Origin of the sequence: Bradyrhizobium sp. NAS96.2 (assembly GCF_001908235.1) — a bacterium.
Taxonomy (GTDB): Bacteria; Pseudomonadota; Alphaproteobacteria; order Rhizobiales; family Xanthobacteraceae; genus Bradyrhizobium.
Window position 1 is genome coordinate 33,909 of record NZ_LGHK01000055.1, and the last position, 23,660, is coordinate 57,568.

The following is a 23,660-nucleotide window of genomic DNA, read 5'->3' on the forward strand; positions in this document are numbered from 1 at the left end:
CACGCCTGCGGGGCGCACGACACCAAAATTCAACAGAAGAAAATGAGGGAGAACTCGTGAAAAAGCATTTCCTGGCCTTGGCCATCGTCGTGGCGACAGCGTCGACAGCCTCAGCGCAGATCTCAGACGATGTCGTCCGAATTGGCGTGCTGACCGACCTTTCGAGCTGGGGACGCGACAATAGCGGGCCAGGATCGGTCGAAGCGGCCAAAATGGCCGTCGAGGAATTCGGCCCGACGGTGCTCGGCAAACCGATCGAGATCGCCAGTGCCGATCACCAGATGAAGACCGACGTCGGCCTGCAAATCGCGCGGGACTGGTTCGACAATGGCAAGGTCGATGCCATCGCCGACATTCCGAACTCGGGGATCGCGATCGCCATCCACAACATGGTCAAGGAACGCAACAAGATCGCGCTGCTCTCGGGGCCAGGTGCAAGCTCGCTGACCGACGAACTGTGCAGCCCCAACACCGTTCACTTCGCCTACGATACCTATGCCCTATCCAAGGTGACGGCCTCGGCGGTCATCAATGAAGGCGGCAAATCCTGGTTCTTTGTGACGGCCGACTACGCGTTCGGCCAGCAACTGGAGAAGGACGCCGTGCGCTTCATCAAGGAGCTGGACGGCAAGGTGCTCGGCAGTGTGCGGCATCCGACCAACACGGCCGATTTCTCCTCGTTCGTTTTGCAGGCGCAGAACTCCAAAGCGGATGTGGTGGCATTCGCCAACGCCGGCCAGGATACCGACAACGCGATCAAGCAGTCCGGCGAATTCGGCCTCGTGCAGGGTGGCCAGAAACTCGTCGGCCTCTTGATGTTCGATACCGACGTGCACGCCATCGGCCTGCAATCCGCACGAGGCACCTACATGACGACTGCCTCCTACTGGAATATGGATGAAAAGACCCGCGCATGGTCGAAGAAGTTCTTCGCCAGAACCAAGGTGATGCCGACGATGATCCACACCGGCGTCTATGGCTCGGTGCTGCACTATCTCAAGGCGATCCAGGCAGCCGGTACGGACGATCCGGCAAAGGTGGTGGCGAAAATGCGCGAACTGCCGATCGAGGACACCTTCGTGCACGGTGGCAAGCTGCGCGAGGACGGCCGGGTCGTCCGCGACATGTATCTCGCAAGGGTGAAGAAGCCGTCCGAGTCAAAAGAACCGTGGGACTACCTCGACATCGTCAAGACCGTCAAAGGCGAGGACGCCTATCGGCCGGTCTCCGAGTCGAAATGCCAGCTCCTGAAGAAGTAAGCTGATCGGGTCAGGTACCTCAGCGAATGCGACGTGCCGATGCAGTCGGCGTGTTTCGCACGCCCGCTCCTCGTTACCCGTCCACGCAGATGCCGATGGCGAGCATCGCGGCCAGCTCACGCGCGGTCTGGGCCACCCTGAGCTGCCCGCGACCGTTGACGTATCGCCAAGCCAGATGCTCGATCGCGCCGAACAGCACGTCGCGCAGCAGCTTTGGATTGACGTCCGGCCTCACCTCCCCGGTCTTGACGGCGTCCTTGACGATCCGGATCAACACCGAGGTATAGCGCCGGTTCATCTCCCGGATCGCCGAGCCTTCGTAGTCGCTCGCGCCCCGCACTTCCGCGATAAACAGGCGGCAGAGATCAGTGTCGGAGACGAAGACCTCGAGATGCCGCCTGATCAGCGCTTCGAGGCGATCGCGAAAGCGATATTTCCTGAACACCTGCGTCTCGAGATCGATCCGCGCCGCCGGACTGCACTATGACCATATCCTTGAACTTGTGTGACATCGCACCCGCGTGGTACGTATCTTTTGTCCAGCACTTCATAGCTCGCATCGTTAGCGCCCGTCGCCATGCGCGATCGTCATCAGGATCGCTTATTCCAGCGCTCCGTGGCCAAGGTGACCGTCGGCGCAGTGGGGCCGAACGCCGCGCACTTCTTGCAGGCAACGAACTTCGTCTCGAGGTCACTGCTGATCCAAAGGTCCGATGAGGCGCAGAAAGGGCACGGCCGTAGCGACCCAGAGAGGAGGAGGATCGTGGGCGTTGGATCGGAAGCGGATTTATCTCCAACTGTTCTTGCCATTCGCTAGCCTGGTCTAGTTTGCGCACCAGAGAGAATGCGGGCGGCGTGTTGGGCGCCGGCTATAATTGGCTTGTCATTGGGCCGACATCAGCACAGGAAGCTGCAATACACACTGCGGATGCGGTTCATCTCAAAGGACCACATGACCGCAATGGGAGGCCATGTTCTAGTTCGACGGACGTTTGAATGCCGGATCAACCAGCGCTCTCCCAAACGCGCTAACCATTGCCGCCGCTTCGCGGTCTCCACGATCATCGAGGACGCGATAAAGTATTTCTACTCTCTCTCGGAAGGCAGCCAGTAGTGACGGATCCCGTTCGCACAGAACTCCTGCGATGCAGAGAGCGAGAGCTTCGGTACCGATCTTAACCTGAGCCAATGAAGCTGCACTCATCCGTCCTTCTTTCTTGCTTTTCGGTTCTACGCTTCTCCGTAGGCACTCCCTACGAGGGCAGTCCTTTCGCTCCTTGTCGCAGACGCCAAAGTAATTCAACGAGCTGAGCTTGGGATGCTCAACCGCGCAATTCTTCAGCGAGCCGCCGTTCTATAAAGTTGCGTTCGATGTCGGTCAGTCGCGTGTTGAGGAGTTTGCGATATCGCCTCACATTTGCTTCGCGAGTCCATCGCGAATGACTCTGCGCACGTGAGGCTTGCATCGACGCATGCCGTCTCGTCATCCCTTGCCTGCCGATCGAACGCTGCGGCTGGTCGAGAGCAATGCAATCGAGCCTGCTGAAACGAGGCAGTCGCATCGCCAATCCTCCGCGTGGCGGCGGGTCATCCTCGCCGTCCAACTGCTTCAGCGCCGCCAAAATATCATCTAGACGCAACCTGTGCGGAATACCCGGGATTTCACGCAAAGCCGGATGGGATTCGACAACATACATATCCGACGCCCACGACGAGAGAATCACTCGCTTCTCATCAGTCGAGAGTTTGGCATCGTTCAACACGTCTCGGGGTGCGTTGTAGTGCGATACAGGGTGAAAGAAGGGCACAACGTTCTTGATGGTGCGATCGACCTGGCTCATCTCTTGTCTCCTTTTGCTCCTTTCGTCGAGAGACGGGTTGATGTGTGTCTAGGGACAAAGGCGGCGGCAATGACGTCGCCGCCTTCGAGGCTTAGGCCGCCTTCTTCGTGATCTGCGCGCTAGCAGTCGCACCGTCGATTGCGATGCGACGAGGCTTCATGGCCTCGGGGATTTCGCGGACGAGTTCGATCCGAAGCAGGACCGTTGTCGAACGCCGCATTCTTCACCTGGACGTAGTCTGCAAGATTGAACTGCCGCTTGAATGGCCGAGCCGAGATACCTTGGTAGAGATATTCGTGCTGGTCCTTATCGCCTTTCCGGCCCTCCACTGTCAGGACGTTCTGCTCGGCTGTCACCGCAATCTCATCCGGGTTGAAGCCAGCCAATGCCAGCGAGATCTGATATCGATCTTCGCCAAGCCGCTCGATGTTATAGGGCGGATAGTTGTCCTCTGTCCGGTGCTGGGTTTCGTCGAGGAGATCGAAAAGACGGTCGAAGCCGACGGTCGAGCGCCACAGGGGAGCGAAATCGTAAGTCCTCATAGCCAGGTCCTCCTAAGAGCAAGATGGGTACGAAGGAGCGCAAGACACCAGTGAAGACACCTGTCCGGCGCCCAGTCAGTCCGCCGGACCCAAAGCTGGCGCCCGGCGCCGCCGACAGGCGGCAAAAATCGAACTAGAAGAGTTCGACGCGATTTCAAGAGCACGCTCAAAAATTTTTGGCTGAATTTCCCGCGGTCAATTTTGGGGTGCGGCTCATGGAGCGAGATCCCGCAGCCTGGCTTCGGCATCCTCAAGCAGCCGCATCAGCCGGCGCTGTTCTTCGCTGGATAAGTTCGGGGCGCAGAGTAATTTTTTGCAATGCAAAACGACCCGCTGCTCGCTTTCGATCAGAAAGCTACGAACGTGATCGTCCGCAGCCGGAACGGGCCAGCCAGTCGGGGACGGCCATCTTGTCGCGGTTTGCAATTCCAACATGAGCAAAGCAAAGACGTCTCAGCACAGTAAGGGCGCTCGCCGCCCGCACTGCGCAAGCCACACGACGGTCAACTGAACGCTGGTTGCGCCTTTGTCCGATCCTGAGGAGTTTCCAGGATACCCCAGGGCGTGACAGTTGGAGACATCAGTGTATCAATCTTCAACGTCGGCGCCGAAGCGTTCCATTTCATCCAGGGCATCGAGTCTAGATACCGGAGCGGCGGTAACGGCAGCGTCCCACCAGTTCTCGTCACTGCTCGCACCGGCGAATTCTCCGTTCCCCAAGCGGCCAGCGAGGGTAATGTCAAAGCCGAAGCCAGCAAGGCTGTCATCAAATTGCGAATGACAACGCGCGAACGGCCCTTTTGGTGCTTCTCCGCACGAGCGGAGCCAATGATTTGATGCGAGATCATCTCATCCTCCTATCGTTCGAAAGGATATCAGTGCGATGGTTACGCGGCTTGAGGCCAGCATGAGCCATTTCAGAGCAACTCCGCCTTTGCGTAAGCCAACGCATACAACGGTGGTCATCGACCAAGATGAAAGGAGTGAGAATAACCCTAGGAAAACCTACGCCAAACTGCGCGTCAGCCGCCGACCACACTACCCACTCAATCATTTAGGACAACACTACCGCGTTGATTTGTAAGTGCAAATTTTCAAAGCCGACAGTCAAATCCCGACGGTATATCCGCGCTAACTTTTTGGTTTTGAATTCACAGGAAAATTCAAACCGCTTGGAGGAATGGCGGCATCGGCAAGTATCGGAGTCAATCGACTAAGTGGCCGCGCGTGCTTTGCCGTAAGAAACACCGCCACACTCGCACGGCTTTGCTTCCGATACCGTCAACGATCAGGAAATCCCTGGTTCGGTTTGTACAGTGATCGTCCGTACCGCTCACCGGACCACTCCGTTTCCCAGACATTCAGGCCCGCTTTGCGCCCAAGAGCTGCCACTCTGGTGAGGTCACGTGTTGACCTTTCACGGACCATTGGACCTCGGCCACCGTCCGATTCGTCCAGAGAGCGGCAGCTCTCGTGGCGTTTCAAGTTAGGAAACGCTCAGCAGATCACCCAGCTTCTCATACGCATTGCCTCTGAACCGCATCAATTGAAACTTCTTGATAGGAACGTAGTCGGTTGGCGTCGTACTCATACTGATCCCGGGAACAAGCAGCGGAGCCGCGAAGTTGGAGAGGTTCGTCGCCTGCCGAAGAACGTTCGCTCTGGTCAAATCGTCGCCGCAAGAGCGAATGACATGCGACGTTGTTGCCGCGATCGTGTAGCCGATCGCGTAGAGATCGTCGGCGTGGTCGGCATTCGGCACGTACCGGTCGAGGAAAGCCAAATAATCCTGCATACCCCTCTGCACGGCCCACAGCGGATTGCCCGGATCCTGACGCGTAGTTGCTGCCAGCACGCCCTGCGCGTTCTCGAAGCCTGCAGGCTTCAAGCTCGAGCGGGTCGAGGAATTGCCGGAGCCGAGATACACTTGGGGCTTCCAGTTGAGTGCGGCCATCTTCTGCAGCGCCTGGCTCGCCATCCTGGGGATCGTGATCAGGCTGACGACATCGGCTCCCGAAACTTTCATCTGCACGATCTGGGAATCGATCGTCGGGTCGCCGGTCGCATAGCTGAGCTCGGAGATGATCTGCGATGCCCTGGCAGCAAGGCCGCCCTTCAGCCCGGTCAGGGTCGCCTTGCCCGCATCGTCATTCTGGTAGAGCACCGCGATCTTCGCGTCCGGAAAAGCGCTTGAGATGTGGCGGCCGATCACCGCACCTTCGACCTCGTAGGTCGTGCCGCTCACCATCGTCCACGGATTGTTGGCGGGATCGGACAGCTTGCCTGCAGCGGCCGCGAGGAATAGATGCGGGACTTTCCGTGCATTCATGTATTTCTGGACGGCGATGTTGCCGGGCGTTCCCATCGCGCCTGCGATAAACAGGACCTCGTCGCCCTCGACCAGCCGACGCGCCGCCTCCACCGACTTCGGCGGACTGTAGGCGTCGTCATAGTTGATGAAGGTGATCTTGCGGCCGTTGATCCCGCCCTGTTCGTTCACCATACGGAAATAGGCGTCCATCGCGTTCGCCAGCACGCCGAACGAAGACACCGGGCCGCTCAGGGGACCGAACTGCCCGATACGGATCTCCTTGTCGCTGGCGCCCGGATCGTATGACCCGGTGGCACGTGCAGTTCGCGATATCAGCCCAGCCGCTAGACCCGTCGCCGCTCCCGCGAGCAGCGTCCGCCGATTGATCGTCATGATGTCCTCCCTGGATGCGCGGCTCATGGAACGCAGTCTGCGAACGCCGCTTGATATTGTCTGACCAGTTCCGCCACGAGCTCGGCTGCACCTTCAATCGCGCGTACACCCGACACCGAGTGTCCTGCGCTCCAGACCTCGGTCCAGCGCCGCGGTCCGTCGCCGGAATTCTTGCCGCCGAATTTTTCCTTCGCGCGGGCCTCCGATACCGATTCATCGAGGTTCGATGGATCGAGACCGGCCGCCACGATCGATGGCCGCAGCATGCTGGCGTCGAGCCCGGTGAAGGCCTTTGTCAGCATCACGTCGTCGAGCGTGCTGTCGACCAGCATCCGGCGATAGGCGTCGCTTGCCATGCTCTCGCGCGTCGCGATGAATCGCGTGCCCATATAGGCGAGGTCGCAACCAAGCAGCCGTGCCGCTGCCAGCGAAGCGCCATCGGTGACACCGCCCGCAAGCACAATCGGACCATCGAACATGGCGCGGACCGCGCGTACGAAGGCAAACGGATTGGCCCAGCCGGTCTGTCCGCCGGCGCCGGCAGTGAGCAGGATCAGGCCGTCAGCGCCGGCCTCGATCGCTTTCTCCGCATGGCGGAGCGAGGCGATATCGGCGAATACGAGGCAGCCGACGTCGTGCAGCGGCGCGACCGCAGCGGCCGGCGAGCCGACGCTGGTGATCACCATCTCCACCTTGTGTCGCACGAGGCAGGCGAGATCGTCCTTGAAGCGCGGTTGGCGGATGATGAGGTTTGGGCAATGCGGCGCCGCTGGCCGATCGAGGCCGGCAACATTGCTCGCGATCTGGCCGAGCCAGGCGTCGAGCTCTTCGACCGAGCGCGCATTCGCGGTCGGGAACGCGCCGATCGCGCCCGCCCGGCACACCTCGGTCACGAGATCGACACCCGACACCCGCAGCATTGGAGCCGCGATCAGCGGCAGGCGAAGCCGGGCGGCGATCGCGGCCGGCAGGGCTCTATTGGATCGCGGAGTGTGCACAGCTACCTGCCCTTCCACACCGGTTTGCGCTTTTCGGCAAAAGCTTTCAGTCCCTCGGTGCGATCCTCGGAGTTGAGCGCGCGCTCGGCGATCGGCCTCTGGTGCGCCCAGCCGTCCACGTCGGTCCAGTTGGCCGACTGGAAGACGATCTCCTTCGACGCCGCGAGCGCGGTCGGTCCGTTGGCCAGCAGCTCGTTGCCGAACGCCACCGCCGCCTCCAGCGCCTGGCCCGGGTCGACCAGCCGGTTGACCAGCCCGATCCGCTCGAAGAACTCTGCCGTCTTGAACTGGCCCGTCAGCGCGAGCTCCATCGCGACGTGATAGGGAATCCGCTTCGGCAGCCGGAACAGTCCGCCGCCGATGGCGACGACGTTGTGCCGGACCTCAGGCAATCCCATCCTGGCATCGCGCGCGGCGACGATGAGATCGCATGAGAGACAGAGCTCCAGTCCGCCGCCGACGGCATAGCCCTCGACCGCCGCGATCAACGGCTTGCGCGGAGGTCGGCCGAACAGTCCGAAACCACCGCGATCGGTCACCGCGCGTTCGCCGCGCGCGACCGCCTTAAGATCGGCGCCGGCCGAGAAATTGCCGCCGGCTCCGGTGATCACACCAAGGAAGAGCTCGTCCTCGGCATCGAGCCGGTCCATCGCCGCGGAGACGCCTTGTGCGACCGCGAGGTTGCAGGCGTTCTTCGCCTCCGGCCGGTTCAACGTGACGACGAGGATGTGGCCACGGCGTTCGGTCAGAACTGCCTGTTCATTGCTGTCTGTCATCGATCCGCCTCAGAGTGCGAAGGTGAAGCCGCCATTGACCGGATAGGTCTGTCCCGTGATCCAGGCGCTGGCACCGGAGGCGAGGAACAGCGCCATGTTGGCGACATCCGTCGGCTGGCCCGGGCGGCGGATGACGTATTTCTCCATCATCTTCTTCGCCATCTCAGGGTTGGCCTTCAGTCGCGCCTCGATTGCCGGCGTCATGGTAGCGGCGATCGCGACGCAGTTGGCCGTGATCTGGTAGCGACCGAGCGAGCGCGCGATCGCGCGGGTAAATCCCGCAGCTCCCGCCTTGGCACCCGAATAAACCTCGAGGCCCGCTTCGCCGGCGCGGCCGGCGTCGGAGATGATGGTGATGATGCGGCCACCCTGGCGCTCGATCATGCGCGGGATGCAGGCCGACGCACTGTTGATGACACCGTAGAGATTGACGCCGATAAAGCTGTTCCAGACCGCAGGCCCCGTCTCCCAGAACGGTTTTCGCGCGTCCGGATCAGGTACCGCGCCGGCATTGCCGGCATTGTTGACGAGGATGTCGATCGGGCCGAACGCCTCTTCAGCCTTCGTCACCATCGCCTTCACCGAGACGAGATCGGTGACATCGGCCTGTACGGCGATCGCCTTGCCGCCGCCGTCATTGATCTCCTTTGCGACCTGCGCCGCACGGTCCATGAAGTAATCATTGACGACGATGCCGGCGGCGTTGTGGGCCGCGAAATGCAGCGCGATCTGGCGTCCCACGCCCTGCCCCGCACCTGTTATCAGCGCCACCTTGTCCCTGAGATCGAGCAGTTCACTCATACGTTCCTCTCCCGTCCCTTCCAGTAAGGCTCGCGCAACTCCCGCTTGAGGAGCTTGCCCATCGTGTTGCGTGGCAGTTCGTCGACGATCGACAGCGACTTCGGCCGCTTGTAGGAGGCGAGATGCTCGCGGCAGAAGTCGATGATGGCGCTCTCGCTGGCGCGATGACCGGGCTTCAATTCGCAGAAGGCCTTGACCTGCTCCCCGAACTCGTCGTCGGGAATGCCGATGACAGCAACGTCCTGCACGTCGGGGTGCCTGAGGATCGCGGCCTCGATCTCGGCGGGGTAGATATTGACGCCGCCGGCGATGATCATGTCCTTGGCGCGATCGGTGATGAAGAGATAGCCGTCATCATCGAGCTTGCCGACGTCGCCGACGCGGAAGAATCCATCGGCATCAAGCGTATCGGGAGCGAGCGGCTTGGCGTTCAGATAGCTGCGGATCGTCACCGGCGTCCTGATCCAGATCTCACCGGATTGGTTGCGCGGGAGCTCGCATCCGGCGGCGTCACGGATACTGATCTCGACATGCTTGTGCGGCAGGCCGCTCGAGCCAGGCTTCTTCTCCTGCATGTCCGGCGGCAGGAAGCTGATCATCCCGACTTCCGTTGCGCCATAGCCTTCGCCGAGACAGCCTTCGCCGAAATAACCGATGATCCACTTCTTCAGCTCATAGGGCACCGGCGCGGCGCCGACCGAGAGCGAGCGGATCGAGGAGACGTCGCAGCCGTCCAGCACCGCACGCGGTAGCGCCGCCAGGCGCTTGTACATGGTGGGAACACCGACCCAGTTGCTGACGCGATGCCTATCTATTAGCCGCAGCGCACCTTCCGGGTCGAACCGACGCATTAGAACCGTGGGATTGCCGAGCTGGATCGCGCCCCAGATCTGCGACGGGCCGGCGCCATGATGCAGCGGCAGCGTCAGGAGCGACACGCCGCCGGGCTGTCCCCGCCGGGTTTGAGCGACGTCGGCCAGATATTCATTGGTCCTGGCGTCTATCTGCACGCCGGGTTGCAGCACCGAGACGACGCCCTTGGGCAGACCGGTCGTCCCAGAGGTATAGAGTATCAGCGGCGGACGCCCCCTGCCGAACAGCGGAGGTTCCGCTGAGGCTCTCAGCAAGTCGTCGAAGGTGACGAACCCCGGGGCCTGCTTTCCGATGGAGACGGCGAGCTTGATCGGCAGGCCCGAGAACGCAGGCGTGAGTGCGGCAGGATCCTCGTCGTCGCAGGCGACGACCGTCGCACCGCTGTTCGACAAGACGTACTGCGTCTCGGTCGGCGTCAGGCGCCAATTCAGCCCCAAGAGCGAGCACCCGAGCTTGCTAATCGCTTCGCTCAGGATCGGCCACTCGATCCGGATCTGGGTTCGCACCACCACGATATCGCCAGCGACGACTCCCCGCGCCGCCAGGCCATGCGCTACGCGATTGGCCGCATCGTCGAGCTCGGCCCACGTCAGACGCCGGTCGCCCTCAATGAAGGCGATCGCGTCAGGCCTCGTCGCCGCCCAGTGCTCGACAGTATTCGGCTGTATTCCGCTCATTTCGCCAAGCTCCGTTCGAGGCTCGCAATGAAATGCGCGCCGAGGCGCGTCAGGTCGATCCGCTCGGGATCGGCCAGCCATTGCGCCACCGATCCGCGCAGAGTGGCGAGGATCAGCCTGCCCTCGAGGTCCGGATCGATGTCATCGCGCAGCTGTCCGGCGGCGACGCCGGCCCTCAGCCCCGCCGAGATCTCCGCTGCGGAGTCTTGATTGAGCTTTGCCACTGTCGCCGCGATCGCCGGCGTGTTGAGCGCGCCGGCCAGCACCGCGTGGAAGGCGCGCACCATGTTCGGCCTCTCGGGCGGCATCTGGAAGTAGTAGCGGATCGACCCGATGAGGCCTTCGAAGCCGGTCGCAGCGCCCGCGCTCGCGCGGCGTCGCGTGATGAAGGACTCGACGACGTAGACGCCGAGTGCCGACAGCAGGTCGTCCTTGGTGCGGAAATAGTGCGACGGCAGCCCGCGGCTGTAGCCGGCGCGCTCGCCGGCGAGCGCCAGCGTGATCGCCTCGAACCCGCCCTCGGCAACGATGTCGGCGGCGGCTTCCAGGATGCGGCGCTCGGCCTCGTCGCGGCGCTCGGCCTGCGTGCGCCCTTCGCGCAGAGGCGTGTCACTCTGCCGCTCCGACATGCGCCGCACTGTCCGGATCATGCTCTGCTCCACTCCCTGTTCGTCGCCAGTTTTTGCTTGCAAACGATCTAGAACAATGTTTGTTGGTCAGTCAACAAGTATTTAGGGAACCCGATGCAGCCAATCAAACTATTGAAGTCGCAGCTCTATTCGGAAGACCCCGGTGCTGGACGTCCAGCCGATCCAATCCTGCAAGGCGGCCGATGCCGCTGCGGATATGTGTTTTTCCCGATGCAGGTTTACGGCTGCGAGCGCTGCGGCAGTCGTGGCAATGCACTGACGCCGCAGCCGCTGTCGACGCGCGGAACGCTGCTCGCCTCGGCCTTGGTGCATCTCCATGCGGACAAGAGCCGCCCTGCCCCGTTCACCATCGTCAAGGTCGCGCTCGATGACGGCCCGGTCGTTCGAACGCTACTGGCTGACGACAGCTGCGACATCGTACCTGGGCAACGCATGACGGCGAAGCTGGTGTCCCTTCAGCGCGACGATGGCGAAACCGTCTTCGATCTCCGTTTCGTCGCGGCTGGCTAACATCATCGGAGTTGCACCATGGCACGAACCCTCAATGAACTGCGGCCGGTCTACGTCGTCGGCATCGGCTGGCACCGCTACCAGAATCCGGGCGAGACACCCTATGTCGCGCTCGGGCTAACAGCGATTCGCGAGGCTTTGGCCGATGCGCGGATCGAATGGCCGGCGGTGGAATCGAGCTATGTGGCAACCGCTCTGCTCGGCATGGCTTCGGGCCGACAGATGCTGCGCCATCTCGGCGCGAGCGGCGCGCCGCTCGTTCACATCGAGAACGCATCGGCGTCGGGATCGACTGCGTTCCGGCATGCCTGCATCGAGGTTGCCAGCGGCATCAGCGATGTCGCACTCGCCATCGGCGTCGACAAGCGCAATCCAGTCAGGCGTTCGGACACCGGTATCGATCATCTCGCCGACGACGCCATCGTCCCCTTCACGCATTTCGCACTACTCACCAATGAATATGCGAGCCGCCATCGCGTGCCGGTCGACGACATCGCACGCGTCGCGGTGAAGAACCATCGCAACGGCGCCAAAAACCCCAACGCGCAGCGTCAGCAGGAACGAACTCTGGCGGAAGTGCTGGGCGGCAAGAAGGTCTCGGGATCGCTGACCGCGCTGCAATGCACGCCGGTCGGCGAAGGCGCAGCCGCCGTCATCGTCGCCTCCGACGAGGGCATCAGGCGCCACGGCATCAATCCCGATCGCGCCGTTCGCGTCACCGCCTCGGTCGGGCGCAGCGAACGCGTCTATCCGCCTGGTGTCGGCTTCGACGCCGCGCTGACACGCGAGACCGTGGAGCTCGCGCTTGCGGAAGCAAAGCGGTCAGCGCACGAGCTCGACATCATCGAGCTCCATGACGCGTTCACCGTCGAGGAACTGCACTACATCGAAAGCATCGGTCTCTGCCCCGAGGGCCATGGCATTGCGATGCTCAAGGAAGGCGCGCTCGACATCGGCGGGCGTTGCGCGGTCAATCCGTCCGGCGGCCTAATTGCGATGGGTCACCCCATCGGCCCGACCGGGGTCGGTCAGATCGGCGAGATCGTGATGCAGTTGCGTGGCGAAGCGGGACCGCGTCAGCACCGCGACGCACTCGTCGGGCTCGCCCATATGGTCGGTGTCGGGGCTGTATGTTACGTGCACATATTAGAGCGCTGCAGATGACCGTCGGCTGATCGACGCAGATCGCTATCCAATCAAGCGCCAATAGCTGCCAGCCATCCAAGCAAAGGCATTGACCAAGCACCTCCAGCCATCTGCACGCTGTTATTCGCCGCGGTACGCCGTCGGCAAGACCGCGTTGGAATCTGGACCTCGATCGGGGCAAGTCGAGGTGTACAACTCTTGTCACCGCCGGGACGCAAAAAGCTAAATGAGACCACCCGCACTAAGACTACGCCAAACCGCGCAGTAGCGACCGATCGCACTACTCCCACTCTATCATTTCGAAGGACGTTTCGTCTTGTTTTGCAAGCACAAATTTCTAGTTCTGACGGACAAATGCGGACGGCATACCCGCCGCATCTTTCTTCTCTTGAATTCACAGAAAAAATTGCGCCTCACGAAGCACTGGCAATTTCGCGACCTATCGGAGTCTATCGACTGGGTGGCGCGCCGCGTGCGTGACTAAGACTGGCATTGCTCGCACTGGCACCGAGCCTCAGCTACCGTCAGAGATCAGGAAAGCGCCTTGGCCCCGGGCGCCGCCTACTCCCACTGCTGTGTGCCGGCCATAGTCCGCTTCGCATTCAAACACGTAGATGCTGCCCTTGTTGACACAGTTGAAGACCCAACATTGGGCTTTCACTCCTCGTCCCCGCCGCTGTTGAGGGCCTACGGCGACGATTTGGTGCGTAACCACGTCCCTGCTCGTGGCAATGACGCTAGAAACAGAACGACGCAGACGCATAGCAAGACAATATCCTTGAACAAGAACTCTCCTGCCAGATTCCAGGCCATCGGATCGGTCGAAAGGCTCCACTTCACGACGCCGGGCGTCGTAAAGAAAAACGACCATGTAATCGCGAACGTAACGATGCCAAGAAATGAGCCCAAGGCTGAAAGAAGTGGGTTGAACGCACCTCCCACAAGGAGCGCCGCGATGATGAACTCCGCAACTCCCAAGAAGTATGCCTCGCCCCTCAAGCCGAGCACCGAGAGCCAAGAAATGAAGGGGCTGTTGGTTATGAACTGCGCGATTCCTTGCGCCGATTGCGGCGTAAACTTCTGCATTCCGAACGACACGAATATGATAACCATGACCCACCGCAAGATGGCCAGAATCGATAAGATCCCGCGCCGCTCTCGGCTATATTGAACATTTCCTTCATCAGATCCCTCACAGCCAATTGGCGCGCTGCGATCTACCGCGTCACAGCTGCACTCTGTACGCGGGCTCCACCGACTCGTTACGCGCGGCGCCGCTGATGAAGGGTCACGATTTTGTGCAGGTTATGTTGGGAATATTACATCGACAAGCCATACGACAGCGTTTAGCGCGGTTTGCGGCGTCGGGGCCAGCGGGGCTAATTCCGCCGGTCGGGTCCATGTCACCCAAGCTAAGGCCATACCAAGCGAAAGTCTCAGAGGACCCTCTTTGTTTCTGTTCGTCGCAGGGGGTTGAGTTGATCGTGCCTTACTCGGGGATCTCCAGCAACTTTGCGGCACTTCGATAAATATCCGTAAGATCGTCGAGCATGTGAAGGACCTCTTTGAACTGCCTGAAATTGTAATCCGGCCGTAGATCGCCGATGCGTCGACGCTCTGCGCGAGCTTCGTCTAGCCGTCCGGCTGCCGCAAGCGTCAGCGCCGACACTGCATGAGCATGAACATGATCGCCGGCATTTAGCCCAACAAGCTTGGCACACTGAGCGGCCTCTTGAACTTTGCCGAGACGAAGCAGCGCGAATGTCCGCACCCTATAGGTTCCAAACATCATCGGATCAAACGGGCTGAGACGAGCCGCGATATCGGCGGCAGCTATCGCGCTCTCGGGATCGCCCGTCTGGCATTGCACAAATGCAAGAGAGTAGTGAGCGAAAGCGTAGTTGGGACTTAGATTAATGGATCGATTGAGGCCGTCGACGGCGCCCTTGTGGGAATACGCGAGCCATTTTGCGCGACCAACCGCGCAATGTGCCGCCGGGTCGCTCGGATCCGCCAAGAGCGCCTGCTCGGCAGTCTCCAAGGCCAAAGCGATCTCGCGCTTTGTTTCACGTACGTTCAGGTGAAAGGCGTTATGAAAATGCGTGAAAGACAATCCCGCATAGCTTCTCGAGAAAGTCGGATCGCCGGCTATCGCCCTGTTGAAGAAGTGCTGAGCCTCCAGGTTACCGTCTCTTGTGAAGCGCGACATGCTGGTAAGACCTCGATGGTAGGCCTGCCATGCATCGAGCGAAGCCGGCGGTATGAGCAGCGCGCGGTTTCGTTCGATGACATGAATCTCTGCGTCGAGACCCGTTATGATGCGCGTGGCCAGCAAGGGAGGTACGGCGTAGGAGTCATGGGCATTGCATCTGAACTCGTCAACCCAGAAGATGCGATCGCTTTTGGGGTCGATCAATTCTACCGAAACAACATAGGCATTCCCGTCCCGTCGCAAATGGCCGGACGCCACGTATTCCGCACTCACCAGGGCTGCTGCCGTTCCTGGAGGCAAGCTGCGCAGCGAAAAAGCCGTTCCTCGGGCAATGACGCTGAAGCTTCGCAATTTTGCAAAACCAAAGATGATGTCGCTGGTGATGCTGTCAGCGTCTGCAACGCTTTCCGGTGCCGCCGTGAAAGGCAGCAAAAGTAGGGTCGATTTTCGCGTGTTCGCGGTTGGTGAGCTCGAAGGAGTGTCGAAACGGGCGTTATCGATCAAGCTTACGACGCCAGGCTTCGAGGTGACTCGTTGTGCTGCGGCGAAAGCGGCCTCAAGCGGTCCTGGATCGATGGCTTCAGTGCGAAAGCGCGCCAAGGACACATCGATCTGGTGCTGAGCCTCAGCATAAAGACCGCGGCGGAGCAGCGTGCGAACGAGTTCGAGGTGCACCGCTTCGTCGAACGGCGCCACCTCGATGCATTCTCGCAGGAATTCGATACGATCGTCACTCTCCGGCGGCAGGACCGAACTGAGCCGTTCGAGAAGCTGCTGGCGCATCTGACTGAAGCGGTGCCGCTGGCCGGCAAGCCAGTTGTCGATCGATGGAGCGCCATCTACCGAAAGACCCTCGAGGAAGCTCCCCCTGAACAAAGCCAATAGCGATCGAAGCTCTCCGGGCGACGCATCTGCCAGCGTCTTTTGCATCCGTAGTGTGACAGACTGGGCGTCGATATCAAGCGAACGTGCATCGATCCAAACCTGCTTGCGGTCAGCGACAATCCGCTTCTTTGTCGGCCGGTCAAGAAGGGAGCGTAGCTTGGAAAGGCACCAACGCAGCTCGCTGCGAGGGTCGTCCGCGACGTCCCAAAACAACTCGCATAGCTTTTCGCGGGTGACAGGGCGCGGCGACATCGCGAGATACCCAAGGAGGGCCCGGACTTTTCGCGACGGTGGCTGGTTCAAAGGGAGACCATTGTGGATGACCTGAAGCGGTCCCAGCAAAAGCACCCGATCCGTCAACTGACTCGCCATTTCCATGATCCCTCCAACGCTCGCTCCAACGAGGACCGCGTACAGCGGGGAGTAGGATATCTTCTGGCTACCGAGCAAATTAGCACACTCCAGCCATGCCAAGAAGAAGAGGAAAATTCAATGAGATCAGGCGCATGGCTCCGAACGGCATGCTCGACCAAATACCCGGCCAGGCCGGCCAACCAGTCGTGATCATAGCGCCCAAGGTGCATGGCGATGGCGAATAGAGAGATAGCCACACCAGATCGGGTGATCGCCTTTTCCGATGGGGTATTCGCGGTGATCATCACGGTTCTGGTGCTGGAACTGCACCCTCCAAGGGAAGCGAGTTTCGGAGCGTTGTTGGAACTATGGCCGACCGCAATCAGCTACACGATCAGCTACATATTCATCGCAATCGTTTGGGTAAATCATCATCACGTTTTGCGGTTTCCCGATGCTGCAACACAACGCTTAATCTGGGGAAATTTTGCGCATTTGTTCGCCGTCTCGTTGATCCCGTTTGCCACCGCATGGATCGCGACCACTCGATTGGGCGCCGCCGCCGTCGCCTTCTATGCGGGCGATTTCTTCTTGGTCAACGTAACGTATCTGCTGCTGTGCCTGGAGGCCGTCGACAGGTCCGCGCCTCACAAAGTTGAGCCGAGAGTCCGATCGATGATGCGTATGCGCTCGTTTGCGACGCTGGCGGTGTTCGCCGCCGCAGGAATCGCAGCGCTTCGCTATCCGATCGCAGGCATAGTGCTGATCTGTCTTTGTCTATTCGTTTACCTGAGTCCAGCGCGAATAATAGGAGCGGCTGATGAGTCCGGTCAGATACAAGACAGTCGAAGTTAGCGGCATCAGGATTTTCTATCGCGAAGCGCGGAATGTCGGCGCGCCGAAGCTGCTTCTCTTGCACGGTTTTCCGACCGCAAGCCATATGTTCCGCGATCTGCTCCCCCTCGTTGCCGAAAAGTTCGACGTGATCGCGCCGGACCTTCCCGGCTTCGGCCAATCTGAGATGCCAGCGCGAGAGAAGTTTCTTTACACATTCGAGAACATCGCTCGCGTGATTGAGCGCTTTACGGAGATAGTCGGATTCGATCGCTTCGCTCCCTATCTTTTCGATTACGGTGCGCCGACCGGCTTTCGAATGGCCGTCCGTCATCCAGAGCGGATCACAGCGATCATTTCGCAGAACGGTAATGCGTACGAAGAGGGTCTCAGTGATGGGTGGACCCCGATCCGAGCGTACTGGGAAAACGCGTCGCAAGCGAACCGGAATGCGCTTCGCGCGTTTCTCACGGCCGAAACGACGGCTTGGCAGTACGCGCACGGCGTGCCCGATCTCACGATTGTGTCGCCGGACGGTCGGAACCTTGACAACTACTACTTGGCTCGTCCCGGAGCGGATGAAATTCAGCTCGACCTTCTGGGCGATTATAAAAGCAATGTCGCGCTATATCCCTCATTCCAACGATATTTCCGGACACATAAGCCGCCGTTTTTGGCGGTGTGGGGCAAGAACGATCCGTTCTTCCTCCCGTCTGGCGCCGAAGCGTTCAAGCGAGACATTCCAGAGGCAAAGGTTCGCTTCTTCGACACCGGCCACTTCGCGCTGGAGACGCATTGCGCTGAAATCGCAAAAGTCATCAACGATTTCTTGGGTGACCAAGCGTGACAACATAGAATGTCTCAGGGCCTCGAGCATTAGGAGAAACTCATGGGATTGTCTTGGCAACAAGGTCCGCTGTCACCGGGCGCGGTCGGCCGGTTCCTCGTGACCGAGCCATTGCCGAAGCGATTGCTTTATGTTGAGCGGCTGCGCCGGCGGATGCGAGTGCGTTTCGGCGGCGCCTGGGTCGCCGATAGCGAAAACGTGCTGCTCCTGTTCGAGCCGGCCCGTTATCCGGTCGCCTACTTCCCCGAGGCCGATATCGCGTCGGGCGTCCTCGAGCGCGCCGAGCAAGTCACCCAGCATGCCGATCTCGGAGCTACCGCCTGGTACAGCGTCCGCGCCGACGCGCAGCACGTTGCGGCGCGCGGGGCGTGGCAGCACACCGGCCTGCCGGCCCACGCCAGCGACCTGCAGGGGCGCATCGCCTTCGCCTGGCGGGCGATGGATGCGTTCTACGAGGAAGACGAGCGGATCGTCGGTCACGCCGCCGATCCCTACCACCGCATCGACATTCGCCAGGCCTCGCGCAATCTCGTGGTCCGCCACGGCGACCGCGTCGTCGCCGACACTAAGCGGCCGCTGGTGCTCTACGAGTCCGGCTTCGCGCCGCGCTGGTACGTTCCGCGCGAGGACATCGCCGAAGCGGCGCTCGCGCCGGTGAAGCTGCAGACCTTCTGCCCCTACAAGGGGCTGTGCAGCTACTTCTCCATCGGCGACGCGCGTCAGGCGGCCTGGTCATATCCGGACCCCTATCCCGAGGTGCGCCGCATCGCCAACCTGGTCTCGTTCGAGCCTGACGTGGTCACGGTCCATCTCGACGGCGTTCAGCTGCGTCTTGAGCCGGGCCAGTCTGTGGTGCCGCACGGCCCCGACCGCAACCTCGATGTCGAAGAGTTCGCCCGCGCGTGAACAGTCGCGCGCAGCCCGCGGCCGCTGCGAACCGCGAGGCTGACCCATCTCAAGCGGAGCAGGACATGGCGCGACTGCTGTCGGTGAATGTCGGACTGCCGCGCGACATCGCGTGGAAGGGCCGCACAGTGCACACCGGGATCTGGAAGGATCCGGTGCAGGGCCGCTGCAAGGTCGGCCGGCTCAATCTCGCCGGTGATGGCCAGGGCGACCTCGCCGGTCATGGCGGCGAGATGCGCGCCGTGTTCGTCTACCAGATCGAATCCTATCGCCACTGGCAGGATCAGTTACAGCGGACCGATTTCGTCCACGGCCAGTTCGGCGAGAACTTCACGATCGAAGGTCTGCCGGACGACACCGTGTGCATCGGCGACCGCTACCGAATCGGCAGCGCGCTGTTCGAGGTCACGCAGCCGCGCGTGACCTGTTATCGCGTAGGCATCCGGGTCCGCGAGCCGCGGATGCCGGCCCTGCTGACCTCGAGTGGACGGCCGGGCTTCTACTTCCGCGTCCTCGCCGAGGGCGAGGTCGGCGCGGGCGATGCGATCGTCAAGGTCGGCGAGGCGGACGAGCGCATGACCGTCGCCGGGATCAACGCCCTGCTCTATTCGTCCGAGCATCCGCGCGACCGCCTCGAGCGCGCCTTGCGGATCGGAGCGCTTTCGCCGGGATGGCGCTGGTCGTTCGAGGCCTTGCTCAAGGGCCAGGCGAACGGCAGCGTGGGCGGCAATGCGGGGCTCGCGCCTGCGTCGGCCGCACATCCGGTCGCGCCGGGATTTCGCCGGCTCGCGATCGCCGCGATCGATCGGGAGTCTGCCGACGTGCTCTCGTTGTCGATGCGCGATCCGGACGGCCGGCTGCTGCCGCCAGCACAGCCCGGCCAGTATGTCGTGCTGCGCCTGCGACCGGCCGGCGATGGCCCGCCCCTGCTCCGCAGCTACTCGCTATCGGGTCCGCCTTCGACGGAGCGGCATCGGATTAGCGTGAAGATCGAGCCGAACGGAACTGCAGGCGCCTATCTGCGCGACCATGTCCGAACAGGCGATATCATCGACGTTTCGACGCCACGCGGCAACTTCCTGCTGCAACCCGGCGAGCGGCCCGTGGTGCTGCTCAGCGCGGGGATCGGCGCAACGCCGGTGCTGGCGATGCTGTCCGCGCTGGCGGAGGCGCGCTCGACACGCCGGATCCTGTGGCTGCATGCGGCGCGCGACAAACAGCACCATCCCTTTGCCGCTGAAGTCCGCCGCCTGATTGGCGCGCTCCCGCAAGGCCGCCTCTATGTCTGCTACAGCCGGCCCGGCCCGCATGACAGGATGGGCGAGGATTTTGACGCGGCCGGTCACCTGTCGCGATCAGCGTTCGATGCGGTAAGCATGCCGCGAGAGGCCGACGTCTACATCTGCGGGCCCAATCGCTTCATGACGGACATGAAAGTGGCGCTGACCGCCTATGGCGTGGCGCCGGAACGCCAGTACCTCGAAATGTTCAACGGCGGCGAGCAGCTCAATCCCGGCATTGTCGGCGCAGCACCGCGCGCGCCGCATCCGCCCGCCGGCGACAGCGACACAGGGCCAATGATTTCGTTCGCGCGCAGCGGCGTCGCTGCGCACTGGAATGCGTCAGCCTATCAAAACATTCTGGAGCTAGCCGAGGCATGCGACGTGCCTGTGCGCTGGTCGTGCCGTACCGGCGTCTGTCATAACTGCGAAAGCGGCCTGATCTCCGGCACGGTCGCCTATGGGCCGCAGCCGCTCGACACGCCACCGGAAGGCAACCTACTCATCTGCTGCTCTCAGCCGACGGGTGACATCGTTATCGATTTATGATTGGGAAAGGTCTGACGATGAATACAACCAGTACGGAGGTCGTAAAGTTCTCAGTTGAGGTCATCACATTACCTGTAAGCGATATCGATCGCGCGCTGCGATTCTACGTCGATCAGGCTGGCTTTGCGCTTGATGTCGATTATGCGCCGAGCGATTTTTTTCGCGTGGTGCAGCTCACACCGCCGGGCTCTGGCTGCTCGATCCAGATCGGTAAGGGACTGACCGATGCGCTCCCCGGATCTCTACGTAACATATATCTTGTCGTGACTGACCTTGAGGCGGCGCGGAGGCGCCTACTCGAACGCGGCGTCGAGGTCAGTGCGATGCGACACAAGTTCCCCATTGACGCCTGGAACGGAGGTTTTGCGGCGGGGCTCGACCCTGCGCGCAGGGACTACGCAAGTTTCGCTGACTTCTCGGACGCAGATGGCAATCGCTGGGTGCTGCAGGAACGGGGCTACCGAAATTCGTAGGGAATTGTCGAACCCCGAGCCAATCGCCGATGGCCCGTCAGGACGCGCTGCCGAATGCCGACACCCGCGTGGCCCTTCTGAGACATACGGGACCGGCCGAACGACCGGTTTGCGCCGAGAGCTGCCTCCCTTCAACTGAGCCTTGCGCCCCAAGCTCGCAAGCTCCGACCTTTCTGCACGCTGCAATGCGCCACAGTACGCACCTGGCGAAAGCAGGATGAAAGTCTGACCGCGATCAGGTTAAATGAAAGTCACAACTTTGGAGAGTGCCCGGCTATGAAAGGAAGTGGAGGACGGCTCCCAACATAACCTACGCCAAACCACGCGGTAGCAGCCGTTGCCACTACTCCCACTCAATCCTTTCGGACGACGTTTTCTCCTTGATTTGCAAGTACAAATGTCCACACCTGACGGACAAATCCCGACGGTATGCCCGCCGCATTCTTTTGGTCTTGAATTCACAGAAAAATTTGAGTTGCCCGCAATGCTGGCCATCTCGCCACCTATCGGAGTCAATCGGGTCATCAGTGGTGCCTGCGTAGACAAGACCACCATACCTGATCCGGTGCGGCGTCGCTTCAAATACCGTCGCAGATCAGGAACACTTTAGTCCCTGCTGTTCGCTCGCCACTGTGCGCCAGCCAGAATGGTCCGTTGTGCGCCAGAAGGTACGTCGCAGTTCGACCCGAAACCCAAGCGGCGGCGGCAACAGACGGTCATCGGCAGGACGTCAAGTCACACTGGAAAGGCCGCGCAATCCCTGTCGACGGATTGTGATCGCTTAATACGCCTCTGCCACTGAGAGACTTCTCTTGAGGGCCGCCGCCCTCTCCTGCATTAATCTTTCGACCTCATCGCGTACACTCGCAATTTTTGTTACGCCCCCTACTCCATGGCCGGCGCTCCAGATATCACGCCACATTTTCATAAGTTCGGTATCGCGATTTACGCTGAAACCTTTGTGATTTCCGCCATCGATAAAGCCCGACTTTTCCAGACTGGCGCGCAGCATGTTTGCCGGGATGCCAGTCAACTTGTCGGTCGTAACAACGTCGTCAGCGCCACTTTCGATAAGCATATCTCGATACCGTTGATCGGCCTCGCTTTCACGCGTTGCGATGAAAGTGGTGCCCATCAGCACAAAATCCGCTCCCGTCATTTCGGCGGCGGCGATCTGCTGTCCTGACGAAATACCTCCCGCAAGTGCGATCGGACCATCAAAAAAGCTTCGGACTTCCGCCAGGAACGCGAATGGATTTAGCCAGCCCGTATTGCCGCCCGCGCCGGCGCTTAGAAGCACCAATCCGTCTACCCCGGCTAACGCAGCGCGCCTTGCGTGGCGAACCGTCGCGGCATCGGAAAAGACCAGACCGCCATAACTATGGATGCTGTCTATCAGACGATCTGGGGCGCCCACGCTGGATATGGCGATCGGCACCTTATGCTTGATCATCAAGTCGACGTCTGCATCGAGTCTCGTATTGCTCGCGTGGGCAATGAGGTTTACCGCGAATGGAGCCGTCGCGCCTGCGGTTTCCAGTTTCACGACAATATCGCTGATCCAGGAGTCGAGGATCTCGGTGGTTCTCGCGTTGAGAGCTGGAATGGACCCAAGAATGCCGTTTGACGACGACGCCACGACGAGGTTTCGACCGGAAACGAGAAACATCGGCGCGACAAAGAGCGGCAACTTGAGCTTGGCCTTGAGCCGAGCGGTCACTTGTGGATCGCCATAGTTTCCCATTTCGATTACCTTTTACATACAGTCAGCTAAATCGCGAGAAGTCGGCGCGGCGTTTCTCCTTGAACGCATCGACAGCTTCTTTTGCTTCAGCGCCGTGCTGGAGACGAACCAGATGCTCTATCTCGACCTTGATCACCTCGCGAACGTCCTCCGCAATCGATCGCTTCATCAGCATTTTCGTCGTTCGAACCGATGCGGGCGGTTGCGCCGCGATGAGCGCCGCCTTCGCCTTGGCAATCTCCTCAACCTGATCGTTGGGAAACACTCCATTCACAATCCCGAGCTTCAGCGCCGTCGTCGCGTCGAACGCTTCTCCGGTAAACAGGATTTCGCTGGCGCGATGATGTCCGACCAGCCGGGGCAGCAAATAAGACGATGCACACTCCGGACAAACCGCCAACGGCACGAATGGAATTCTGAAGTTCGTGTGCGATCCGCAGTAGACGAGATCGCAGTGCAGAAGCATCGTCACGCCAATGCCGACGGCAATGCCGCATGGCGCGGCAATGATCGGCTTGCTGCACTCCGTCAACGCACGCATGAACCGACCGTGCGGCCCGTCTGGCCCCTCGATCATGCCGTCGGACAAGTCGTTGCCGGCCGTAAAGCAATCAGCGCTCCCCGTCAGGACGACGACCCGGACGGAAGCGTCGGTCTCGGCCCGTTCAAGAGCTTCTGCGAGGCATGAATACATCGCGCGCGTGAGCGCGTTTCGCTTGTCCGGCCGGTTCACGCGAATGGTCAGAACCCGATCACAGATTTCGGTCAGCACGTCGTCCATCACGAGCGGTCCTTCAGT

General features: G+C 60.9%; 22 protein-coding genes and 1 pseudogene. 9 read left to right on the top strand and 14 right to left on the bottom strand.

Annotated elements, in window-relative coordinates; all coding sequences use genetic code 11:
- Positions 1–56 precede the first annotated feature (56 nt).
- On the top strand, positions 57–1,259 hold the full coding sequence (locus tag AC628_RS13805; protein WP_074127348.1) for an ABC transporter substrate-binding protein: 1,203 nt from the start codon (positions 57–59) through the stop codon (positions 1,257–1,259).
- 73 nt (positions 1,260–1,332) lie between these two features.
- On the opposite strand, the gene AC628_RS13810 is transcribed toward AC628_RS13805, so the two are convergent.
- From AC628_RS13810 to AC628_RS13830, 4 genes and pseudogenes are all read right to left on the bottom strand, one after another.
- Positions 1,333–1,704, bottom strand: a complete 372-nt coding sequence (locus AC628_RS13810) for a TetR-type transcription factor C-terminal domain-containing protein (protein WP_074127349.1) — start codon at positions 1,702–1,704, stop codon at positions 1,333–1,335.
- Between the two features lie 146 nt (positions 1,705–1,850).
- Positions 1,851–2,069 carry a Lar family restriction alleviation protein gene (locus AC628_RS46120; RefSeq protein ID WP_074127350.1) on the bottom strand — a complete coding sequence of 73 codons (219 nt, stop codon included), beginning with the start codon at positions 2,067–2,069 and terminating at the stop codon, positions 1,851–1,853.
- A 512-nt stretch (positions 2,070–2,581) separates the two neighbouring features.
- Positions 2,582–3,100, bottom strand: a complete 519-nt coding sequence (locus AC628_RS13825; protein WP_210190203.1) for a hypothetical protein — start codon at positions 3,098–3,100, stop codon at positions 2,582–2,584.
- Between the two features lie 91 nt (positions 3,101–3,191).
- Positions 3,192–3,642 (bottom strand): annotated as a pseudogene (locus AC628_RS13830) (Hsp20 family protein).
- Between the two features lie 564 nt (positions 3,643–4,206).
- On the opposite strand from AC628_RS13830, the gene AC628_RS42865 reads away from it, so the two are divergent.
- Entirely contained in the window at positions 4,207–4,479 is a 273-nt protein-coding gene (locus tag AC628_RS42865; RefSeq protein ID WP_143201588.1) for a hypothetical protein, read from the top strand.
- Between the two features lie 649 nt (positions 4,480–5,128).
- Here the strand turns inward: AC628_RS42865 and AC628_RS13835 are convergent.
- The 6 genes from AC628_RS13835 to AC628_RS13860 form a co-directional block, all read right to left on the bottom strand.
- Positions 5,129–6,346: an ABC transporter substrate-binding protein gene (locus AC628_RS13835; RefSeq protein ID WP_074127387.1), complete on the bottom strand. Its 1,218-nt coding sequence runs from the start codon at positions 6,344–6,346 to the stop codon at positions 5,129–5,131.
- A 23-nt stretch (positions 6,347–6,369) separates the two neighbouring features.
- Positions 6,370–7,266 carry an NAD(P)H-dependent flavin oxidoreductase gene (locus tag AC628_RS13840; RefSeq protein ID WP_083632876.1) on the bottom strand — a complete coding sequence of 299 codons (897 nt, stop codon included), beginning with the start codon at positions 7,264–7,266 and terminating at the stop codon, positions 6,370–6,372.
- Positions 7,267–7,346: 80 nt separating this feature from the next.
- On the bottom strand, positions 7,347–8,120 hold the full coding sequence (locus AC628_RS13845) for a crotonase/enoyl-CoA hydratase family protein (protein ID WP_074127354.1): 774 nt from the start codon (positions 8,118–8,120) through the stop codon (positions 7,347–7,349).
- Between the two features lie 9 nt (positions 8,121–8,129).
- Positions 8,130–8,921 carry an SDR family NAD(P)-dependent oxidoreductase gene (locus AC628_RS13850; protein ID WP_074127355.1) on the bottom strand — a complete coding sequence of 264 codons (792 nt, stop codon included), beginning with the start codon at positions 8,919–8,921 and terminating at the stop codon, positions 8,130–8,132.
- Positions 8,918–10,471, bottom strand: coding sequence for a class I adenylate-forming enzyme family protein (locus tag AC628_RS13855; protein WP_074127356.1), 1,554 nt, complete (start codon positions 10,469–10,471; stop codon positions 8,918–8,920). The genes AC628_RS13850 and AC628_RS13855 overlap by 4 nt, the downstream gene beginning before the upstream one ends.
- Positions 10,468–11,121, bottom strand: a complete 654-nt coding sequence (locus tag AC628_RS13860; RefSeq protein WP_143201590.1) for a TetR/AcrR family transcriptional regulator — start codon at positions 11,119–11,121, stop codon at positions 10,468–10,470. Before AC628_RS13860 ends, AC628_RS13855 begins: the two co-directional genes overlap by 4 nt.
- Before the next feature lie 111 nt (positions 11,122–11,232).
- Between AC628_RS13860 and AC628_RS13865 the strand changes: the two genes are divergently transcribed.
- Positions 11,233–11,631, top strand: a complete 399-nt coding sequence (locus AC628_RS13865; RefSeq protein WP_083632878.1) for a Zn-ribbon domain-containing OB-fold protein — start codon at positions 11,233–11,235, stop codon at positions 11,629–11,631.
- Positions 11,632–11,649: 18 nt separating this feature from the next.
- Positions 11,650–12,795 carry a thiolase family protein gene (locus AC628_RS13870; RefSeq protein ID WP_074127361.1) on the top strand — a complete coding sequence of 382 codons (1,146 nt, stop codon included), beginning with the start codon at positions 11,650–11,652 and terminating at the stop codon, positions 12,793–12,795.
- Positions 12,796–13,464: 669 nt separating this feature from the next.
- Here AC628_RS13870 and AC628_RS13875 read toward each other — a convergent pair.
- Positions 13,465–13,890, bottom strand: a complete 426-nt coding sequence (locus AC628_RS13875) for a YkgB family protein (RefSeq protein ID WP_245321168.1) — start codon at positions 13,888–13,890, stop codon at positions 13,465–13,467.
- 376 nt (positions 13,891–14,266) lie between these two features.
- The gene (locus AC628_RS13880; RefSeq protein ID WP_143201591.1) at positions 14,267–16,252 is read right to left on the bottom strand and encodes a transcriptional regulator; all 1,986 of its coding nucleotides are present in this window, start codon (positions 16,250–16,252) and stop codon (positions 14,267–14,269) included.
- Between the two features lie 210 nt (positions 16,253–16,462).
- Between AC628_RS13880 and AC628_RS13885 the strand changes: the two genes are divergently transcribed.
- The 5 genes from AC628_RS13885 to AC628_RS13905 all read left to right on the top strand — a co-directional run bounded on the left by AC628_RS13885 (position 16,463) and on the right by AC628_RS13905 (position 21,117).
- Positions 16,463–17,083 (top strand): TMEM175 family protein, encoded by a 621-nt coding sequence (locus tag AC628_RS13885; RefSeq protein ID WP_074127389.1) that lies wholly within the window; start codon positions 16,463–16,465, stop codon positions 17,081–17,083.
- Entirely contained in the window at positions 17,049–17,909 is an 861-nt protein-coding gene (locus AC628_RS13890; RefSeq protein WP_074127364.1) for an alpha/beta fold hydrolase, read from the top strand. Before AC628_RS13885 ends, AC628_RS13890 begins: the two co-directional genes overlap by 35 nt.
- 42 nt (positions 17,910–17,951) lie before the next feature.
- Positions 17,952–18,815, top strand: a complete 864-nt coding sequence (locus AC628_RS13895; RefSeq protein ID WP_074127365.1) for a DUF427 domain-containing protein — start codon at positions 17,952–17,954, stop codon at positions 18,813–18,815.
- Between the two features lie 65 nt (positions 18,816–18,880).
- A complete protein-coding gene (locus AC628_RS13900) occupies positions 18,881–20,644 on the top strand; it encodes an MOSC and FAD-binding oxidoreductase domain-containing protein (protein ID WP_074127367.1) in 1,764 nt (587 codons plus the stop codon).
- A 17-nt stretch (positions 20,645–20,661) separates the two neighbouring features.
- Complete coding sequence (locus tag AC628_RS13905) at positions 20,662–21,117, top strand: VOC family protein (protein WP_074127390.1); 456 nt, start codon at positions 20,662–20,664, stop codon at positions 21,115–21,117.
- A 781-nt stretch (positions 21,118–21,898) separates the two neighbouring features.
- Here AC628_RS13905 and AC628_RS13910 read toward each other — a convergent pair.
- Both AC628_RS13910 and AC628_RS13915 read right to left on the bottom strand, forming a co-directional pair.
- Positions 21,899–22,861, bottom strand: coding sequence for an NAD(P)H-dependent flavin oxidoreductase (locus tag AC628_RS13910; RefSeq protein ID WP_074127368.1), 963 nt, complete (start codon positions 22,859–22,861; stop codon positions 21,899–21,901).
- A 22-nt stretch (positions 22,862–22,883) separates the two neighbouring features.
- Positions 22,884–23,642, bottom strand: a complete 759-nt coding sequence (locus AC628_RS13915; RefSeq protein WP_074127391.1) for an enoyl-CoA hydratase — start codon at positions 23,640–23,642, stop codon at positions 22,884–22,886.
- Positions 23,643–23,660 lie beyond the last annotated feature (18 nt).